The following is a 16,734-nucleotide window of genomic DNA, read 5'->3' as shown; positions in this document are numbered from 1 at the left end:
CGCGCGCGAGATTGGTGCCGCGAACGGCTGGGGCGATGGCAAGGCAGGAGAGAGGAGGGCTGTGCGCGCTCAAGACAATGCTTTGGCTGCGTTGGCTTCGATGGAGAAAAAGCTGGCAGCCTAACAATGAAACCATGGTCCAGCCTCATTTGAGACTGGAATCGCCGATCAACATCCCCCGCGTTTATAAGCGGGGGGACGGCGAGACGTGGCAAACGAGCGGCGACGCAATGTCTATGCTGCGCAGATCTTGGTCGACGGCAGTCCTCGGCGGTGCAAGGTCCGCCACCTCACGAATTGCTCTGCCATAGTCCAGATCGATAACGCGCCTTTCGTGCCCGCGGCTTTCGGCCTGCGCGTTCCAAGTACTGGCCTGGATATTGATTGCTCGGTTGTATGGCGTGATGCGCGCCATATCGCTGTGAAGTTTCTGAACTAGCAGCCTGCTTTTTCGTAGACGCGCGTCCCTGCCTTCAAGTGGGACCATATTGACATGTAGGGATGTTGATCCCGACCTGACGTGCAGACTTTGGCGCGCCGGCCCCACAACCGGCGTCGCCTACTTTTTTCGGCCTTGAGCCGCGAAGCCGCCATGCGGCTTTTTCACCCCACCATAATCGACACTTTCCACTGAGGAGAAGAAAACGTGGCGAAACTCGCCGACGTGCTCGCCGCAGTCGACTCCCTCGGATTCGACCCAGCGCGAGTCAAACATATTGCCCGGCGCCTTAGTGAGGCCGGGAAGATCTCGTCTGGCGGCCCCGCACGGTCTCCTGAATTGAGCGAGGACGACGTCCTCCGCTTGATTATGGCCGTCGCAACCTCGCCAAAGCTTCGCCAGGCAGAACAGTCCGTCGAGATCTACGGAGCATTGACGCCGGCTGGCGTTCGTATCGCTGACGATACGCCCGACTCTATCACGCGCGATGAGGCGACTGCGATTGCGGTCGAGGTCGAGAAGGCCCGGGGCGGCGATACCGAAGCGCGGCGTTCATTCCTCACCTTCGTGCGGTCGTGGCCGGAAATCGTGATCGAGCGGCAAGGCGGCAACGTGGTGCGCTTCCGCCAATCGGGCGCAAACGATGGGCACAGAACAGCGACTACGATCCCGGTTGCTGCTGTGGCCGATATTCTTGATGACATTTTTGGAAAGGTCGCAGCCTGATGGCTCCGTTGAAAAAGAAAACCAATGACGAATACCGCGTTCCCAGCCTTGCGGAGGCGGACAGCGCATACGCTGACTTGATCGCAAAACGGATGGGGTTGGAGCAGAGATATTCCGAACTCAACACCCAGCGGTCGAAGCTACTCGGTGAAATTGCAGCGGCTAAAGCGGCTGGTGGCAAATACATTGCGCCTGCAGTCGCAGAATTGCTTGGTGGTCCGAAGGAAGGCACCAGCGTCGCCGAGCTGTCGCGCCAGCTGCGCGAAGTCGCGACCGAAATGGCACACATCGAGGACGCCCGGGAGGTATTGTTCCGACGTACTGCTGAGGCACGAGACGTAGCCAGTAAAACGGTATGCGTTACCGTACGCCAGGAATACCAACGACGCCTGACTGCAGTGTGCGAGGCCGCGCGGGCCTTGGAGGCCGCTCGCGAGGAGCATGACGCGCTGCTGGACGATCTGGAACGCGAGGACGTGCGCGTCGGTTACTTGGGACCAGTCCGTCCGTTCTTTCTCGGCGACCGTGGGCAGGGCCAGGTTTTCCACTTTCTGAAGGAAGTGAGGGAGGCCGGTCACAATGTTTGAACGAGCCACCGAGAAGCGGTCGCGTTCGAGGGAGCGGCGGCGCATCAAACTGCCAGGCAAGGCCGAGGCTTACGCCAACACGGATCCAATCGAGATCGCACGCGAACTACGGGCGAATTCAAAGCTGGGCAAGCGTGAGGCGAGGCTCGCCGCTGCGGAGGCAAAAGCGCGTGGCTGATAACGTGATCACGGGATTCGCTGTGGTATTCGGCGACGAAACGTTGATCGGCGGCGAATTCCGGGAGCGCATTGCTAGGGGAGCCTTCACTAGAACCCTGAAGGAGCGGCCTGACGTAGTCATGCTGCTCGACCATGACAGCGGTCGCGTATTGGGAAGGACGGCTGCGAAGACGCTTTGGCTGCAAGAGAACAGTGCTGGCTTGTACTTTTCGCTGACGATCGATCCGACGACTCCTGAAGGCCAAACGGCGCTCGGACGGTTGGCCGGCAAGATTGCCGCGGCTGCAGCTTCGGATTTCGAGTGCGTGCAGAGAAATGGGACGATGGTGGCGACCGACTGCCGCTCAGAACCATTACAGATGTTGATCTGTTCGAGCTGACATTGACCGCATTTCCAGCCTATCCAACCACAACCGCCTCATTGCGCGACCGCGAACCACGACGCAGCCCGACGCCGCATCGAAGCAGCGCAGCGGAAGCGTGGGATCTTAAAATGATGGTGCGGCTGGCCCCATGGGGAGGGCTGGGTCGGATCTCTCTGGCTTCGCGGCTCAAATACTGGCGGCCCCCCATTTCACGCGCATCTGCAATTCAAATTATGGGGCGTTAGAGGTTGCATTTCGAGCAAATGCATCCGTGCGTCCCTGCCTTAAACGGAGATATCGATGCCAATTTTCACAGCCATCGCGACGACTGCGTTAGCGGTCGCCGGAATCACTTCTAGCTACTGCGGCGAAGCGGAAATCGTAGAAATCGACGAACATGCCGAGGACGACGAGGGAGACGACGAATGACTGCGATCAACGCTTTCAAATCTGCGGACGCATGCCGTTTTTAGCAATGGCGCATGGCACGATCCGGCGACCGGCAAACTTGCCGGCATCGGCACGAAGGTTACGATTCTGCCTGAGTACAACGCGGTGCTTAGGATCACGGGCATTTCAATCATGCCGACGCTGTTATCGGCGTTGTTGATTGAAACTCCATTTGTCGACCTTCGTTCGCTCTCCGACGCAATGCCGAATCTCGCTAGGACATGCGTCGACCGAGGTAGGGCAGTAGGCCATATTCTGTCTGGCCGATGCGACGTCGTGCTAGCGGGCTTGTCGGCCGAAGCTGGCCCGTTAATTCACGTCACCGAATGTCACCTCGACCACGACCTCTTTAACGGAAGGGCGGTCAAACAGTACATCCAGCCGCGCGTGGACGGCTCAGCGGAGATGCGCTTTCCTGAGGACGGACTGCGTCTGTTGGAAGAGCAGTACTCCGCAAAGCTTAGCCGACCGGATGCAGGAACGTTCGGTAGTGTAACGGTTGGTGCACTTGTGGGCGCCTTCGCGCAAGAAACGCGGGTCGATGCGGAGGGTATCCGGATCAAGGTGCTGAAGCGGTGGGCGGACGAGATTAGATGACCCAACTTCACAATCTTCCGCCCGACCTCACTGAGCCGCCGCCTGACGCGCGCGGCTGGCTAGCTTGGCAACCATCCACGGGCAAAGCGTGGCGCAAGATCGATGGCGCGGCAACAGCCTTTCTTTCGTCGAAATTCAGGCACTAGTTTTGTTTTTTAGAAAATGGAGAATTCAAAGTGGCTATGGGGACAGTTAAGTGGTTCAACCCGACGAAGGGTTATGGATTCATTCAGCCGGATTCTGGTGGCAAGGACGTCTTCGTTCACATCTCGGCAGTTGAGAAAGCCGGCTTCACCTCCCTCGCAGAGGGCGCCAAAGTCAGCTTTGACGTCGTGAACAATCGCGGCAAGGACTCAGCGGAAAATCTAAGAATCGGCTGAGACGACCACGCGGTGCTCAAGCGGCGCCGCGCAGCGGCAAGGCGAGCTGCAATGCAACAGGACGGCTCGCGTTAGCCTGGACGAAGGCTTCGAGCGCTGACGTCAGGTCCAACCGTTCCCGAGCAGCACGTTCGGCCAACGCATCTGCAATGTCCTCAGTGGCATCGCGGGACCAGCCCTCGATGGCGTTGAACGCGACAATTCGGACGGGATAGGCGTATTGGCCGGAGAGCAAATCGCGCAGCACCGTTTCCCGGTCGGTGTCCTGCTCGTCTGTCTCGCGCCAAGCACAGCCTGCACGCGCGCCGAAATCTTCCAGCACCAAATAGATGTCGCGGTCGAGGCGATCCAGCGGGATAATCGAAGGCGACTGACGCATACGCATACTCCGATACTACTACTCGGTGCGGAGAGACGGCCCCGGCTGGCAGGGGGCTAGGGGTTTTGGGCCGGGGCCGCTCCGCCAACTCCGGGGACGAGCCGGCGCCGATTCAAGCCTAAGGCCGGCCAAGTGTTCCTTTGAAAACGCCGCAGAGGTGCATTTGCGGTCGACGTATGCGGTAGAACGCGCGAGGCGCGACCTTCCTAAGAAGTGGAGCTTATTAGCTCCCTCATATCACCGCTGATGCCCGAGCCCGATCCCCAGGACAATCGCCTTCTGACGTAATGCGCCTTCAGTTCGCTTAGTCATCTTAGCAATTTTTACAACAGGCGTCCGCGCCTTCGAGTGTGCCTTCAATTCTCTGATGTCTTCCTTGGTCCACTCACGGCGAACAGTCTTCTTGGTCTTCTTAGCCAAAACGCGCTCCTTCAATGGTGAGGAGGGCGGTCTAACACACCAGGCGCGATACGAAAACCCGCACGACGTTACGTAGCGCGCATTCACCTATAGGATAACAATGGCCAACGACTTAGTAGTTCAACTCGGCGCGAAGCTGGACCAATTCCAAAGCGATCTGAATCAAACTGGCGACATGGCGGATAGCGCTGTATCGCGGATTGAACAATCATTCGCGAGTCTCAACCCAACGGCGGGCGGCTGGAGCCTGATCGATGCGCGCCGATGTTCGCCGGGCACGCAGCGCACAACGCACGCCGAATCGCTTCGCTCGGTGTTGCCGCGGCCGTGTGACGGGCCTGATCGGCCGGCTTCTTGCTGCGCTCACCAAGGTCAACAGCGAGCTTGCCGATCTACAGAAGAACGCTGAATTTACCGGCCTGACGGCCGAGCGGTTTCAACAAATTCAGTTTGCGGCCGGGCAGGGCGGCGTCTCCTCCAAGGATTCCGTTGACGATCTGCGCAAGGTCGCATCACTTCTGGCGGACGCCAAGGAGAACGAAAACTCCCTGACGAAGCTGCTTGATGCGAACAATATCAAGTACAAGGATCGCAACGGTCAGGTTATCACCCTAAACCAGCTTTTGCCCATTGGCATAGATCTGATCAACAAGTTCGGATCCATTCCGGAGAAAACAAAAGCAGCACAGATGCTCGGCCTATCTGAAAGCTGGGTTGAAGCCATCCGCAATGGAAGCAAATCATTTGAGGCTATCGCGCAGAGCGCTGATGCCGCCGGCCTCATTATTGATGGCGCCACAGTCGCCAAGGCTGCTGCATTCGACCGAGCGTGGAAACAGTCTTCCGCGCAACTAGCTGCCCAGTTCAAGTCGACTGCCGCTGATATTGGGGGGTGGTTGGATGATTTGATTGAGAAAGCCAACGATCTTGTAAAAACGGCGGTTGAATCCCAGAACATCAAGCCTGGTAGCGGTCAGGAAACGTTCAACAGGTGGGCAGACGCCGCCGACATCCTACAGAAGAACTTGCGCAGCTTGCCGCAAGACGTTGACCAGATTACCCGCGCGATTGAGCATCTGAACGACTCGGGCAAGCCAGAGAACCTTCAGATTGTCGCCGGCCTGGAACTAATTCGCGCCAAGGCACAGCTCGCTCGCGACATGCCGCAGGCTGCCGCTGAGCAGCAGTCCAAGGTCGAATTTCCTGGCAGCGTTCCACTGCCGGCCTCGCGCCTATCGTCCGCCAACGACGCGGATCCCAACGCAGCGAAACTTCCGCAGCGGGGCAAAGATGGCGCCGCAGACGCTTATGATCGCGCGACCGAATCCATCATAAAGCATACGGCTAGGGCGATTGCGGACACTATGGCGGTAGGTAAAGGTGCAGCGGCTCAAGCCGAGTTGCGTGCCGGCCTGGAGGTTCGGCCATGAGCGCAATAAACGGTTTCGTTCGAGGTGACGCAGCATTCCTACTGACGGACGGCCTTTCATACTTCGAAGGGGTTCCAGACGATGTGAATCTCAATAAGGCTCATCGCCTGTGTCGGTTGAATGCCGTGGTGCTGCGACTGGACCGGCGCAGTTCGGCGAATGGCTATGGGGTCGTCTCGCCTACAAATCATTTGATAACTTGATCGAAACCGCGGAACTACAGATCACCCATCACTTCCAACGTTACGCACGCGAGTATCGCGATGGAGACGCGGCATCTTGCGTTGTGCTGGCTGGCTGGCATGAAAAAGAAGGTCGGCCCGCGAAAGATTGAGTGGGGGCTGATGCATGTCGAAAGTCGCATTTCAGTTACGATACGACGGACCCGCGCTTTCCGAGCATGGGATGGATGTCGCGGACTTGGCGCCAGCTCTTTTGGCGCTTGGCGAGCTAATTAAACGAGCAAATTTTGCAGTCAATGGTGATGCCTCAAAAGTAAACCTGATTGTTCAATCGGATTTCGAGCACAAGTGTTTCCAGGTTAATCTGGAATTGGTGCAATCCATTTTAAGCACCATCGGCTCATTCTTGACGGATGAGCACGCCCTTAAGAACGCTCAAACCATCGCTGGCTGGCTCGGCTTGATAGGGGTGCCAACGACTGCCGTTGGCCTGTTCGCGTATCTTACTCGGCGAAAGGGAAAGGAGGTTGAGAGTGTCACTCCTGTGCCCACCGATGGGACCACATCTCGACCACGGATTCCCACGGGACCGTTGCGGTCAGGTTTAAGGGCGATGGTGACGGCAACAGCGTCATCGTAAACCAGAACGTGTTTTTGCTTGGCGAAGACCCGGTAGTTCGAGAATACGCAGCAAAGGTTGTCTCGCCTCTGAAGCGTCAGGGCATTGATACTCTGCAGTTCAATCCGCAGTCCTCAGAAAGAGGGGTTTTGATAACTAAGCCGGATGCCGACGCCATCATTTCCGGCCGAGCACAATTGAAGGAAGCGGAGGAGGAAACCTTTGATCCACAGCCTATTGTGGCCCACCTTCAGGTAAGTCGCCCGGACTTTGAGCCGAAGGCTCATGTTTGAAGATTTCGGTACGGTGATAAGACTATCTCGGTAGATATTTCCGATACTGATATTGCTGATCAGGTGCGGTCGAGAGGCATCTTGGGACTCGCAGACACCTGGCGCGTGAGAATGCTCGTCACGGAAAAACGGACCTCGGCCGGAAACTACAAAAATGAGTATAAAATAGCCGAGGTCTTGGAGTTCATTCCAGGCCCTCGGCAAGGCGCATTTCGTTTCGATTCCGATGACGAAGGCGACGTCAGCGAAGAAACCTAGCCCAAGGGCTTGTTTAGCGGCCGACTAATGCAGATGGTCCGTAAGGTTTGCGAATCCAAAGTACACTAGGAGCAGATAGGCCAGCAGTAGACCTATCGGGCGCAAGAGCGCGATGATTAGCGAAGTTACCGTGAATCTCGATGCCGATGCCATCATCGCATTTGGAGCCAGGGGACGGAAGAACTTCTTGTCTAGCGACTACGGGCGAGTCTTCCGAAGCCACCAGAACCTCAATTTGTCACGGAGTGAGGGTTCTAACTCCAAACTAGAAACAAATGCATAGGCGACTAGATCCTCCAGATCGGATCGAAGCCTATTGAGCAGATCGATGCCGCCGTACCGGCCCACGCAAAGGAAGATATGGTCTTCATTCACCTGGCCAAGCGACGAAGTTGCAGGATAGAGAACGGTTGCGACCGACCCATCAATGCCGCTCATCGAATAGACCAAACTTGGTCCTTTCTCGATCGCGACGCCTCCGTCCAATCCTGCCGCCCACATTTTTCGCTTACCAAAATTGATCTGCAGGTGATCGTCCCCACCATCCTTATCAATTCAAAACGAAAATCCGGACTTCAGGTTGTCGAAGCGCTTGATTGATTTACAAATGGTTGGAATTCGAGCGATAGCTTGCCTGCGGAAATAGCTGAACTCGATCTGTCCAATCTCCCTACGGTGCTTGACTGCGTCGAAGATTGACGGCCGGTCGTTTGCGTTGCGTTCGCTCACCCAATGTCTCCTGACTACTTATTCAGCCTTCTTCTGGACCTTCTGCATCACCCACTCCATGATCGGATTGGGGTAACGAGCCTCGGTAGAGCCAGCATCCATTCGGGTAGCCGGGTTGAACGTTAGCTCAAAGAAGGCCGCTGCGGCGATTGCGTCCTTCATCTCGGGGGCTTGCTGCTTGAACCCTTCAACCGATGATGCAACGGAATACTTGAATGCGTAGTGCTCCCGTAAGCGGAAGAGCCGTTCATGGCGCGCCGCGGTGAAGCGTACTAGCCATATTCCGGGAACTAGCAGCAGTGCTCGTGCCGCGATTTGCGCGATGGTCTCGAAGGAAGAATGGTCGGCCATGCTCTTCGGCAGAAGGGGGTCGAACGAGAGTCCGGTGATCTACTTCAAAAGGATCTGCAACCCCGGGAAGACGTAGATGGCAATAGGGAGTGTTAGAATGATGAGAAGGGTGATACTTAGATAGAACGACCAGCGAGCGAAGAATAGTTCCCAACCAATTGTTTTCTGCAATTTTGAGAAACTGGCCGCGAGCCCCGCGTTGGTCGCGCCGCGCAGCAAGTTCTCAGAGTCGTCAATTAACCCGTTTGCTCTTTGTTGCGCTTCAGTTAGATCGCTCTTTAACTCCTCGTATTGGCTCTTTTGGGTCTCAAAAACGGCGGTTCGCAGCTTCGCTTCCTCGTCGAACTGATCGAAGGACGATTTGTGTGCCCTGATTGACGCCGACAATTCAGCTGCACTGGCTTCAATCGTGGTAAGCTCAGCTAGTTTCGCTGCGGCAGTTGCAGCGTTCTCATCGATTGACTTCCGCTCACTCTGTACCGCCTTGAGTATGCGGCTTATCTCCAACAAAGTTTCGTCAGCACTCTCGTGCCATTTGTTTATTTCCTCGCCAATAGATTTGATTCCATCAGTGTATTTGGCTGCTGTTGCTGCGAGATCAGAGATCTTGCCTGTCTGCGCTTCACCCAAACGCAGAATGTCCGACAATTCGTTTAGCTTTGGCGTTCGCACAACGAGCCGCAATTGATACCAGGCAGTGTAGGCCGCATCCATTCGGGAGAAAGCATTTCGGATGGACTTCGCAAGAGTGATGCCGTTGCCAGCCTTTGTAGTCACGACAAAGTTTTGTTCGTCAAACGATGCAAAACCACCTTGGTCTGCGACCGCGCGGAATTGCGAGTTCGCCCCTTCAAGGCTGGAGTCGAATTCTTTAAGGCGATCCCTCAGCGGCTCCAGGTATGCCTTTGGAATGAAGGCCCCGCCGTTCTTGACGGGCAATTTGGTCGTCATGGCGGCTAAGGCAGAGGCAGCGCCCAAGAATGTTGCAAGATCAAAATCAGCGGCGGGCAAAATGGCGTCGACTGGAAACACGCCATTTTCAGCAGCGAAGACCCGATGAGTTTCGCGCAATTCTTCCGTTCGAATTTCTACGCTTACTGCCCATTCGTTGATATCCGTGAGAAGAGACTCGTGCATCACGTTTTGCCTGGTAAAATCGTTATCTCGAAAGGGATGATGAGACCGCAACCGACGCGAGAGCACAAGCCGTAGTGCACCGGGCGTCCGAATCTTTAGTTGTGGATACCACACGACGATCTCTTTACAGCCCCGTCTCCAGGAGCGGCGCTTCCGCAGCGCGATTCTGCGCTTAGCCGAGGGTGAGATGACGAGCGCCAGGCTACCCTGTCGCTTTTGACAGGTGCGTCCGTCCTGAGGTGGGCGCATAAATGCCCAAAAGGCGAGGGCTATTGCTGCGCAACGCTACAGGGGATGACCGTCATAGAATGATGTCGATCGGGATGGCACAAATGGCGGCGTCGTCATCATCGATTACAAAGATCGAGTACCCCTTGCCTATTAGTTCTGGTCGGGTCTCGCGAATCGAGCGAGCGAGTTTGATGGCCTCTATTTGGGCTTCCGTTTCGCCAGGCAAATCATACGCTCCGAAGTCCGAAACAAAATGCGTATCAATGAGCTTGTAGGTAAAAAGAGGCATCGGGCTTGCCTGAGCAAATGCGAAAGCAAAGCCCCTGCTGGATTAACAGCAGGGGCTCGCGGATGGATGGCGCGAGGCTCGCGTGTGAGGTGTCGCCCCAAGGATCCGCATCACTGAAACAAGCAACCGGCTTCGTTGGCTCGCCGAAATATTGTGCAAGCCGCGCAAATAAAGGGCCCGGCACTCTTTTTCTCGAAGAGTCGCCGGGCCGGTCCGATCCGCCACGGCTTGGCCCTGCAAATGGCGTGCCTTGCCCGAACCTTTTGGCACCAGCGCTCTACTGGCCTGCGAGCGGGTAGGGGCTCGGTCCTGCTCATTTTCCAATAGAATTTGCCCGCATAAACGGTGCAGCCCGAACACGCGCGCGCTCTAGCATTGCTTCCTTCGCTTTTAGGGCAGCAAGCTCTGCCTCAAGCCGCTCGAAGATCGGAAGATAGACCTCGCCACCGTGTGGCGCGGTGCATTTCATGGGCCAACCGGTCGAGGCACCATTCCAGCGTGGCGACGGTGATTGGGTCACCGTCTTTCCATGGCGGGCTGCTCTTCGTGTGCCGTTTGGCCATTTGCTCGCTCTGGGGTGCTTCTGCCGCGTCCCCGAGCGTCAAGCCCGATTCGTGTCGGGACAACACCTCAGCGTTTACCAGCAGCTCAGTGAGCTCTGCCTTGCGGGCTTCAAGGCCACCAATCTTGTCCTTGAGCTGAGCGCCGGGCACGCCGTCTAGGATGGCTTGGATCGCTCGATCCAAGTCCCGCTGGACGCGCTCCAACTCTTTGCGTTGACTGACGATGTCAGCGCTGCGCTCAATGCGCAGCCGGTTCACCTCGCGGGTGTCCATCTCACGCCCACCAGTTCGTCCTGGCTCAATCAGGTCGAGCACTTCTTCGCGCTCCTCGATAAGAAGATCCGGCGCGGCATCTATCGCAGCGTCCAGCCCTGCGCGCAGACATTATGGACTTCATCAGTCATCACAATGCCCATCCCAAGCCATTCAAATGGACCAAGTCCCCCGACGACATCCGCGCTTCCATCGAACGCTTCTGCCGATACAATACTCAAGCCTAGGCATCGCAATGTCGCGAATTTCTGGTTCAGGACACTAAAGCAGAATGAGGTGGGTGTGCTGGCATCTCCTCCTTTGTTGATCTTTGCCATGCGTCCGCTGCCGGCGAGCCCGGGTGGATGGTCTCGTTGCTCGATGAGTTGGCCCGACACTTCTTGAGATTACCGCCTACGAAGAAAACGGCCAACGAAGCCCTCCTCACCCAGCGAACCGGAAAGATCCCGAGCCATTCTGATGGCGAGGACACAATGACGCTCGCGCCTGCCATAGGCAATCCGCTCCTCCCGCCCGGGCGGCAGTCGAAACCCCCGGCTGGAGCCTGGGGTTTTCTTTTGTGCTATTATAGGCACCAACTCTCGTAAACCGCCGCGGTGCGATCAGTACAGTGCACCTCACCGATTGAGCCGAATTGGCTTCGGCTTCGTTCCGTCAAGGCTCGATCGTAAGCCGCAGGTGTCGCTTGGTCTGCGCTCCTGCTCCACCTCAACGGATTGGTGGAGATCTCACGTCACATAAAGTCTCCATCCGAGTCGGACTCTGTTGAAGGTTCATCATCGCTCGGCATTTTGACTTTGGAGAGATACGCCGAAGAATTGGTTGCGCGCTGCCATTCACCATCCCTATATCTCCACTGTCTGGACTGGGTGGGATCAAGTACCATATCATTGTGATCTACATCAACGAAGCCCATTTGTTCTGCACGGGCTCTCGCTTCGTCATTAGCAGGACGCCAGTTCACCAGCGGCCGTTCGCCGTCTTGCCGTAGTTGGTGCTCGAGCAGAATATCGCCAGCGTTGCCGACGAGCGGATGAGCAACCTGAAAATCCACGATTGATGTGACGTTAGTTCGTCCGGGGAACTGTTCTCGCCACCCTTGGCTGGTGAACTCAGTCGCCATAGGAAATCCGGCTTCCGTTCTTTGGAGGCCGACGCTCCTATTTCCTAGTTGGTAGCTGTAATATCGGGCGGCATCAGAATCCCTTCGGATCCCGAAACTGCTAGCGACATCCGCGGTGCGCCTAGCTCTTTCGGACACAAATTCTGAGTATTCCTGCGGATTGTTGGCGATATGATTGATTTCTTCACCATGAAAGCTCCTCACCCGTTCCCGGAATTCGGCTTGGTCGATCTCAATAACGGGAGGTCTGGAAGTGAGGTAATAACTCGGCTGCGAGGATGAGCCGGCACCCGAATCCTGCAATCCCATTCTACCGAGCGCGTCCGCGAAATCGTCGGAATTCCTGTGCTCCGAGGAGCTTGCGTAATGATACTCATCATCGGATGGAACATCCGACCAATTGTTAATTCGACCGTCCATGACGACCACACTCCTATGGCTGTTGCATTGTGTTCAGGTCATTAGACCTGACTCCGCAGATAAGTAGCTTGGCTGTCCGTAAGCTGACGGCGACAAATAAACGGAATACTAAATTCGCTAAAACGATAGGGCGAGCCGGCGAGAGCGCAGTTCGGCGCCGCGCTCTCCGGAGCGTCTTCATAACTCGGCCGAACTTGAGATCAGCGTGAGCGAAGCTCCGTTCCCACGATGGACGCTCCATCAGGAATAGCCCGCGTCAGCAAACCTTTATTCGCGAGCTGTGTCGCATCTACTGGCGCTTCCGTCGACTGCACTCCGGCCTTGCGCCATTGGTGTCGAATGAGTTTGGCGATCTGCGCTGCAGGCGGCGTCTCTGCTACTTGCGCAATGGGTGGACCACTGTACGCCTACGACGAAGGCCGCCGGATTGACGCGTGCGCGCGAGCTATATGATGGCGTTGGGTGAGGATCAGGCGGCTTGCTGATCGCCGGAGTTGCCGGTTTGGCGCAGAAGCTTCCATTCCCAGGGCAGCAGTTCGTACAGCCGTGATGTAGGAAGATCGGCAATACGGGCGAGGACATCGGCTACACAATGATCTCGAAGGATCTGCTTGGCTGCGCGACGTCGCGAAACAAAGGCACCTGCGACAACCGCCTGAACATCCGGCGCGATGCGTTGGAAGCGTCGGTGCTCGGCGGGCTGCGGACGCATCTCATGGATCCCGAGCTATTCAAGGAATTCTGCGACGAGTTCATGCCAGCGCGGCCGTTTGGCGAGCCAGTAGCGGATCAGTGGGCCTTGTGCGTGGCGTAGTTGTCCATGACGAGATGGACATGGAGACCGCGGGAGACGGCGGCCTCGATCTCGTCTAGAAACTAGCGGAACTCTGCGGCACGGTGACGGGAATAGCATTTGCCGATGACCTTGCCCGTCGCAATGTCGAGCGCCGCGAAGAGTGAGGTCGTGCCGTGGCGCGTGTAGTCGTGGCTGCGTCGTGCGGGCTGACCGGGACGCATGGGCAACATGGGCTGGCTGCTGTCGAGCGCCTGGATTTGGGACTTCTCGTCCACACACAGGACGATGGCATGCTGGGGCGGGGACCCGACGGGAGAAGCGGTCGAGGACGAGCAATGACTATCTTGGCGTTCTCGCGCTTCGCTAACCCGTTGCGCTCTGGGACGGCAATGAAGCGAGCATTCGGGAGGAATGCCGTTTGATGACGGCGGCCAATCGGGGGGGCGTACTGGATCGTTCGAACCTAACTGGTCTTGAGGGCAGCAGTCTCACTCTTTGCGAGTGAAGGAGTTCGGTTTATGCGAAGATCCGCGTCTCTCTCCAAGGTTGGCGAGGATGCGGAATAATCGAAATTGCTCGATCCGCCAAAAAAGTTCCGCTTAGCCCGTAACATCCAATCGGCGCATTAAATGAGTACTTTCAGTCTGACGACAGCCTGATCTGCTTGCCCACGTGTTCTCGCCAGAGGCCGAGCCGCTTGATTCTGTAGTCGACCAATTCAGACGAGGTCCCGAATATCTCAGCGATCTGCTCCGAAGAGCGCTTCTTACTGACGGCAGTAACGATGGCTTCTTTCGGTAGGAGCGTTGCCGAGGCAAGATAGTATGCGTCGTGTTCTTCTGCCTTGTCGTAGGTGCGTCCGTAAGCGTCAGCGATAGGCGCAGTGCCCAAGTCGAACGGCTTGAGGTCGTGGACACGGGCCGGCGACGGCGCTGGTCCGAGGATGAGAGGCTCAAGATCGTCCTGGAGAGCTTGCAGGCGCCGCGCCAAGTCGCGGCAACAGCGCGGCGGTATGGCGTTTCGCGCTCGTTGCTGCTGCGATGGCGACGGTCGTTTCGTCGTTTCGGCCTGAGCCGAGGGATGCCGCCCAGCCTGGCTTTGTACCTGCAGTGGTGGTCGCGGAATCAGGCCGACGCTTGGTCCAGTCACGCCGGCCACCAGCGGCGGGGCGATTGAGATCGAGTTTGCGGCCGGGGCTCGGATGCGGATCACGGGCACGGTCGACACGGCGACGCTGAAGGCCGCCGTGGCGGCGCTGGCAGATGGACGCCCACGGTGATCCCCATCGCGTCGAGCGTGCGGGTGGCTGTTTGCGAGGATTCGCTACGTGCCGGCCGCGCCCTTGGGCTTGCGGGTCGGCTGAGCGGTGAATGGCTTTGCGGCTGCTGCGGACTCCTGCTGCTTTTTCTGCTGGGCAATAGCGGCAAGCTCCGCCTGTTTAGCCTCAGCCTGATCCTCAGGGACGAGCAGGTAGCCCTTTTCGGCCATGCAGCCACGTTGAACCGTGTCAGCCGCGTTGGACCGTTCGATAGACGCTGCGACGCCGGCTAGACCACCGCCAGAGACTGTGACACCCGACAGATTGGCTTTGTTGCGCTCACCTAGGCAGGCGGTGCCATCCAGCTCGAATTGCGTCCGAAGTGCTGGATTGTCCACTGCCTTTTGGCCATCCGCTCGAAGCCAAAGCATCTTAGGCTGAGTGGCACACCCGCCCAGCACGGCGCACAGCGCCCCCGCAGCAGTAAAAATACGCATGAAGTAGCCCCCCGGAACCCAACAGCAACCGTAGCGCGAGATCAATAGAAAGTTCGTCGTCGCGCTCGGCCAAATTGGAATCGCTGGCCATTCCGAAGAACAGACCGCGAAAGCGCGGGGTGCCGTGTTGCGTGGAGTAGTTCGAAGTGCCGTGTAACACCTTGAATTTGCCGCGACCGATTTGGAGCGCCGCGCAACACGGTTTGCGCTCGCAGAGCGAAGCCACAACGTAGCCAAGACATTGATTTGATGGATAAATTATTGGCGAATCCCGGCAGGGCTCGAACCTGCAACCCGCGGAGTAGAAATCCGCTAGTCGGCCAAGACGCCCCGTCTCCGCCAACTATCCTGTTGACCACTGAAATCCCGTAAACAATCTCCGCCAAAGGAAGGTCAAACAAGCGCAAACTCCATGATTTTGTTGGTCCTTGCGATTGCTACGTACATCCGGGACGAAGGGATCGCAGGTTCCGACCTTCATGCAAGCCAGGGGATTTCCTGTTGAACCAATCGCAATAGTCGGGTGTTGCGTGTCCGCGATTTGAACCTGCATCCGTCTAGGCAGGTTCCGACCAGGGAACCGGCCCGCCCAACCTGTGATAGCGGCATCGAATTGCGCTCGCTTTCGATCTTCCGCGACAGAAGTCGCTTTCGTCCGACTGGTAGCTCGAGGTCTTTCAACATTCTCTGTATGAGCGTAGAGCTTCGCCCCAGGGCTCACGAACTGCCTATGCGTAAAATTGGATCGAATATCGTAGAGTTGGGTGGTGTGTGGAAAGGCGGTAGCCCTCTCCCGCTACCAAAATCCCCGAGCTTCGCATGTCCATCCTCCAAGAGGCGTTGCACGACCTGCTGCGTGTCCTGACCTTTGCGGCCTGGGGATGTGCGGTCGTAATCTTGGCGATGGCGATACGACTGGCCTTCTTGAGAGCCGGGACGTTGCCCGAGTGGCGCGGCCTGCTGACGCTCAGGCGTCCGTTGGCGAGCGAGCTCTCGCGGGAATTCCACGCGGCCAATGGTCAGCTCATGCGCCTCATGCTTGCATTCGCCGCGGTGCTAGGCATCGGCGCCCTCCTGTTCTGGCTGGACGCCCTGTTCTTTCCTGTCTCAAGTAATTGATGAGCGCGCTATCGCCCGGCGCGCGCAACTAGGAACTCCCGCGCACGATCGAAGCTTGAATCCGCGGGCCAGCCTCGCCGCCGATCGCTGGCCTGCACGGCCCGCCTCCAAGCCCCCCATACCCCCCAGGGTGGGCCGTGCTTCACCAGAGGAGACGAGAATTGTCCGATCCGACCGAGCAAGAGATCAGAGAACGCGCGCACCGCTTGTGGGAGCAGGCCGGCAAGCCCGAAGGCCGTGAAGAAGAATTTTGGAATGCGGCCGAGCAGGAGCTGCGCAACGAGGAAAAGTCGAACACGCTGCGAACGCCGGATACGCTGTGACCGACAAGACCTGCCCATTCTGCCAGGGTCTGGGATGGGTCTGCGAAAACCATCCGCTCCGGCCCTGGAGCGAGAAGCTCGGCGGCTGCCGCTGCGGTGAGGGCATGCCCTGCACCTGCAACACGACTGAGGATCCGGAAATCAGAGTGGTGATCGTCGAAGCCGACACGACGTGGCACTAGCGGCGGCCCGCTCGGCTCGCAATGGTGCCGGGTAGGATGGGTAGAGCGGAAGCGAAACCCATCGTACTTCTTCTTGCCTAGCCCCCATGGGTTACGCTCCGCTCTCCCATCCGCCGCGCCGTCGCCGAGGGAACAGAC

22 protein-coding genes, 1 tRNA gene and 3 pseudogenes are annotated in these 16,734 nt (G+C 57.5%); 14 read left to right on the top strand and 12 right to left on the bottom strand.

Annotated elements, in window-relative coordinates; genetic code table 11:
* The first annotated feature begins 646 nt into the window (after positions 1 to 646).
* From GGD65_RS25705 to GGD65_RS25685, 6 genes and pseudogenes are all read left to right on the top strand, one after another.
* Positions 647 to 1,165, top strand: coding sequence for a hypothetical protein (locus GGD65_RS25705; protein WP_183236997.1), 519 nt, complete (start codon positions 647 to 649; stop codon positions 1,163 to 1,165).
* Positions 1,165 to 1,752: a hypothetical protein gene (locus GGD65_RS25700; protein ID WP_183236996.1), complete on the top strand. Its 588-nt coding sequence runs from the start codon at positions 1,165 to 1,167 to the stop codon at positions 1,750 to 1,752. The genes GGD65_RS25705 and GGD65_RS25700 overlap by 1 nt, the downstream gene beginning before the upstream one ends.
* A gap of 134 nt (positions 1,753 to 1,886) precedes the next feature.
* Positions 1,887 to 2,542, top strand: a pseudogene (locus GGD65_RS41160) (HK97 family phage prohead protease).
* 55 nt (positions 2,543 to 2,597) lie between these two features.
* Positions 2,598 to 2,726, top strand: coding sequence for a hypothetical protein (locus GGD65_RS40795; RefSeq protein WP_283813703.1), 129 nt, complete (start codon positions 2,598 to 2,600; stop codon positions 2,724 to 2,726).
* Between the two features lie 309 nt (positions 2,727 to 3,035).
* A complete protein-coding gene (locus tag GGD65_RS25690) occupies positions 3,036 to 3,344 on the top strand; it encodes a hypothetical protein (RefSeq protein WP_183236994.1) in 309 nt (102 codons plus the stop codon).
* A 176-nt stretch (positions 3,345 to 3,520) separates the two neighbouring features.
* A complete protein-coding gene (locus GGD65_RS25685) occupies positions 3,521 to 3,724 on the top strand; it encodes a cold-shock protein (protein ID WP_028182460.1) in 204 nt (67 codons plus the stop codon).
* A gap of 16 nt (positions 3,725 to 3,740) precedes the next feature.
* Here the strand turns inward: GGD65_RS25685 and GGD65_RS25680 are convergent, their stop codons facing one another.
* Positions 3,741 to 4,103: a hypothetical protein gene (locus GGD65_RS25680; RefSeq protein ID WP_183236993.1), complete on the bottom strand. Its 363-nt coding sequence runs from the start codon at positions 4,101 to 4,103 to the stop codon at positions 3,741 to 3,743.
* A 237-nt stretch (positions 4,104 to 4,340) separates the two neighbouring features.
* Positions 4,341 to 4,523 (bottom strand): hypothetical protein, encoded by a 183-nt coding sequence (locus tag GGD65_RS25675; RefSeq protein ID WP_183236992.1) that lies wholly within the window; start codon positions 4,521 to 4,523, stop codon positions 4,341 to 4,343.
* A 254-nt stretch (positions 4,524 to 4,777) separates the two neighbouring features.
* Between GGD65_RS25675 and GGD65_RS25670 the strand changes: the two genes are divergently transcribed.
* From GGD65_RS25670 to GGD65_RS25660, 3 genes are all read left to right on the top strand, one after another.
* The gene (locus tag GGD65_RS25670; protein WP_183236991.1) at positions 4,778 to 5,953 is read left to right on the top strand and encodes a hypothetical protein; all 1,176 of its coding nucleotides are present in this window, start codon (positions 4,778 to 4,780) and stop codon (positions 5,951 to 5,953) included.
* Between the two features lie 348 nt (positions 5,954 to 6,301).
* On the top strand, positions 6,302 to 6,775 hold the full coding sequence (locus GGD65_RS25665) for a hypothetical protein (RefSeq protein ID WP_183236990.1): 474 nt from the start codon (positions 6,302 to 6,304) through the stop codon (positions 6,773 to 6,775).
* A gap of 14 nt (positions 6,776 to 6,789) precedes the next feature.
* Positions 6,790 to 7,047: a hypothetical protein gene (locus tag GGD65_RS25660; RefSeq protein ID WP_183236989.1), complete on the top strand. Its 258-nt coding sequence runs from the start codon at positions 6,790 to 6,792 to the stop codon at positions 7,045 to 7,047.
* A gap of 813 nt (positions 7,048 to 7,860) precedes the next feature.
* On the opposite strand, the gene GGD65_RS25655 is transcribed toward GGD65_RS25660, so the two are convergent.
* From GGD65_RS25655 to GGD65_RS40305, 5 genes are all read right to left on the bottom strand, one after another.
* Positions 7,861 to 8,034 carry a hypothetical protein gene (locus GGD65_RS25655; RefSeq protein WP_183236988.1) on the bottom strand — a complete coding sequence of 58 codons (174 nt, stop codon included), beginning with the start codon at positions 8,032 to 8,034 and terminating at the stop codon, positions 7,861 to 7,863.
* An 18-nt stretch (positions 8,035 to 8,052) separates the two neighbouring features.
* Positions 8,053 to 8,385: a hypothetical protein gene (locus tag GGD65_RS25650; RefSeq protein ID WP_183236987.1), complete on the bottom strand. Its 333-nt coding sequence runs from the start codon at positions 8,383 to 8,385 to the stop codon at positions 8,053 to 8,055.
* Positions 8,386 to 8,424: 39 nt separating this feature from the next.
* Positions 8,425 to 9,522 (bottom strand): hypothetical protein, encoded by a 1,098-nt coding sequence (locus tag GGD65_RS25645; RefSeq protein ID WP_183236986.1) that lies wholly within the window; start codon positions 9,520 to 9,522, stop codon positions 8,425 to 8,427.
* A gap of 301 nt (positions 9,523 to 9,823) precedes the next feature.
* On the bottom strand, positions 9,824 to 10,042 hold the full coding sequence (locus tag GGD65_RS25640; RefSeq protein WP_179739362.1) for a DUF6894 family protein: 219 nt from the start codon (positions 10,040 to 10,042) through the stop codon (positions 9,824 to 9,826).
* A gap of 410 nt (positions 10,043 to 10,452) precedes the next feature.
* Positions 10,453 to 10,920 carry a hypothetical protein gene (locus tag GGD65_RS40305; protein WP_312017730.1) on the bottom strand — a complete coding sequence of 156 codons (468 nt, stop codon included), beginning with the start codon at positions 10,918 to 10,920 and terminating at the stop codon, positions 10,453 to 10,455.
* Between GGD65_RS40305 and GGD65_RS40300 the strand changes: the two are divergent.
* Positions 10,873 to 11,105, top strand: a pseudogene (locus GGD65_RS40300) (IS630 family transposase); the annotation flags it as partial. The gene GGD65_RS40305 and the pseudogene GGD65_RS40300 sit on opposite strands and share 48 nt — an antisense overlap.
* A gap of 506 nt (positions 11,106 to 11,611) precedes the next feature.
* On the opposite strand, the gene GGD65_RS40295 reads toward GGD65_RS40300, so the two are convergent.
* The 3 genes and pseudogenes from GGD65_RS40295 to GGD65_RS25605 all read right to left on the bottom strand — a co-directional run bounded on the left by GGD65_RS40295 (position 11,612) and on the right by GGD65_RS25605 (position 14,108).
* Positions 11,612 to 12,421 (bottom strand): effector protein NopP, encoded by an 810-nt coding sequence (locus GGD65_RS40295; RefSeq protein ID WP_283813702.1) that lies wholly within the window; start codon positions 12,419 to 12,421, stop codon positions 11,612 to 11,614.
* A gap of 754 nt (positions 12,422 to 13,175) precedes the next feature.
* Positions 13,176 to 13,522, bottom strand: a pseudogene (locus GGD65_RS25610) (IS630 family transposase); the annotation flags it as partial.
* Positions 13,523 to 13,856: 334 nt separating this feature from the next.
* Entirely contained in the window at positions 13,857 to 14,108 is a 252-nt protein-coding gene (locus GGD65_RS25605) for an ImmA/IrrE family metallo-endopeptidase (protein WP_183236984.1), read from the bottom strand.
* Between GGD65_RS25605 and GGD65_RS41000 the strand changes: the two genes are divergently transcribed.
* A complete protein-coding gene (locus tag GGD65_RS41000) occupies positions 14,049 to 14,393 on the top strand; it encodes a transposase (RefSeq protein ID WP_183236983.1) in 345 nt (114 codons plus the stop codon). The two genes, GGD65_RS25605 and GGD65_RS41000, sit on opposite strands and share 60 nt — an antisense overlap.
* A 147-nt stretch (positions 14,394 to 14,540) precedes the next feature.
* Here the strand turns inward: GGD65_RS41000 and GGD65_RS25595 are convergent, their stop codons facing one another.
* Both GGD65_RS25595 and GGD65_RS25590 read right to left on the bottom strand, forming a co-directional pair.
* Positions 14,541 to 14,972 (bottom strand): hypothetical protein, encoded by a 432-nt coding sequence (locus GGD65_RS25595; RefSeq protein WP_183236982.1) that lies wholly within the window; start codon positions 14,970 to 14,972, stop codon positions 14,541 to 14,543.
* Positions 14,973 to 15,234: 262 nt separating this feature from the next.
* A tRNA-Ser gene (locus GGD65_RS25590) sits at positions 15,235 to 15,303 on the bottom strand.
* A gap of 488 nt (positions 15,304 to 15,791) precedes the next feature.
* Between GGD65_RS25590 and GGD65_RS25585 the strand changes: the two genes are divergently transcribed.
* The 3 genes from GGD65_RS25585 to GGD65_RS25575 all read left to right on the top strand — a co-directional run bounded on the left by GGD65_RS25585 (position 15,792) and on the right by GGD65_RS25575 (position 16,596).
* Positions 15,792 to 16,091: a hypothetical protein gene (locus GGD65_RS25585; protein ID WP_183236981.1), complete on the top strand. Its 300-nt coding sequence runs from the start codon at positions 15,792 to 15,794 to the stop codon at positions 16,089 to 16,091.
* Positions 16,092 to 16,252: 161 nt separating this feature from the next.
* The gene (locus GGD65_RS25580; RefSeq protein ID WP_018318410.1) at positions 16,253 to 16,414 is read left to right on the top strand and encodes a DUF2934 domain-containing protein; all 162 of its coding nucleotides are present in this window, start codon (positions 16,253 to 16,255) and stop codon (positions 16,412 to 16,414) included.
* Positions 16,411 to 16,596 (top strand): hypothetical protein, encoded by a 186-nt coding sequence (locus GGD65_RS25575; protein ID WP_020508686.1) that lies wholly within the window; start codon positions 16,411 to 16,413, stop codon positions 16,594 to 16,596. The genes GGD65_RS25580 and GGD65_RS25575 overlap by 4 nt, the downstream gene beginning before the upstream one ends.
* Positions 16,597 to 16,734: the final 138 nt, after the last annotated feature.

This window comes from Bradyrhizobium sp. CIR18 (genome assembly GCF_014198295.1).
In the GTDB taxonomy this organism is placed as follows: domain Bacteria; phylum Pseudomonadota; class Alphaproteobacteria; order Rhizobiales; family Xanthobacteraceae; genus Bradyrhizobium.
This window is presented reverse-complemented; position numbering and strand designations above follow the sequence as displayed.

Coding starts and splice junctions, on each gene's coding strand:
- GGD65_RS25700 (WP_183236996.1), top strand. CDS start 1,165: ATGGCTCCGTTGAAAAAGAAAACCAATGACGAATACCGCGTTCCCAGC.
- GGD65_RS40795 (WP_283813703.1), top strand. CDS start 2,598: ATGCCAATTTTCACAGCCATCGCGACGACTGCGTTAGCGGTCGCCGGA.
- GGD65_RS25680 (WP_183236993.1), bottom strand. CDS start 4,103: ATGCGTCAGTCGCCTTCGATTATCCCGCTGGATCGCCTCGACCGCGAC.
- GGD65_RS25670 (WP_183236991.1), top strand. CDS start 4,778: ATGCGCGCCGATGTTCGCCGGGCACGCAGCGCACAACGCACGCCGAAT.
- GGD65_RS25665 (WP_183236990.1), top strand. CDS start 6,302: ATGTCGAAAGTCGCATTTCAGTTACGATACGACGGACCCGCGCTTTCC.
- GGD65_RS25650 (WP_183236987.1), bottom strand. CDS start 8,385: ATGGCCGACCATTCTTCCTTCGAGACCATCGCGCAAATCGCGGCACGA.
- GGD65_RS25645 (WP_183236986.1), bottom strand. CDS start 9,522: ATGCACGAGTCTCTTCTCACGGATATCAACGAATGGGCAGTAAGCGTA.
- GGD65_RS25640 (WP_179739362.1), bottom strand. CDS start 10,042: ATGCCTCTTTTTACCTACAAGCTCATTGATACGCATTTTGTTTCGGAC.
- GGD65_RS40295 (WP_283813702.1), bottom strand. CDS start 12,421: ATGGACGGTCGAATTAACAATTGGTCGGATGTTCCATCCGATGATGAG.
- GGD65_RS25595 (WP_183236982.1), bottom strand. CDS start 14,972: ATGCGTATTTTTACTGCTGCGGGGGCGCTGTGCGCCGTGCTGGGCGGG.
- GGD65_RS25585 (WP_183236981.1), top strand. CDS start 15,792: ATGTCCATCCTCCAAGAGGCGTTGCACGACCTGCTGCGTGTCCTGACC.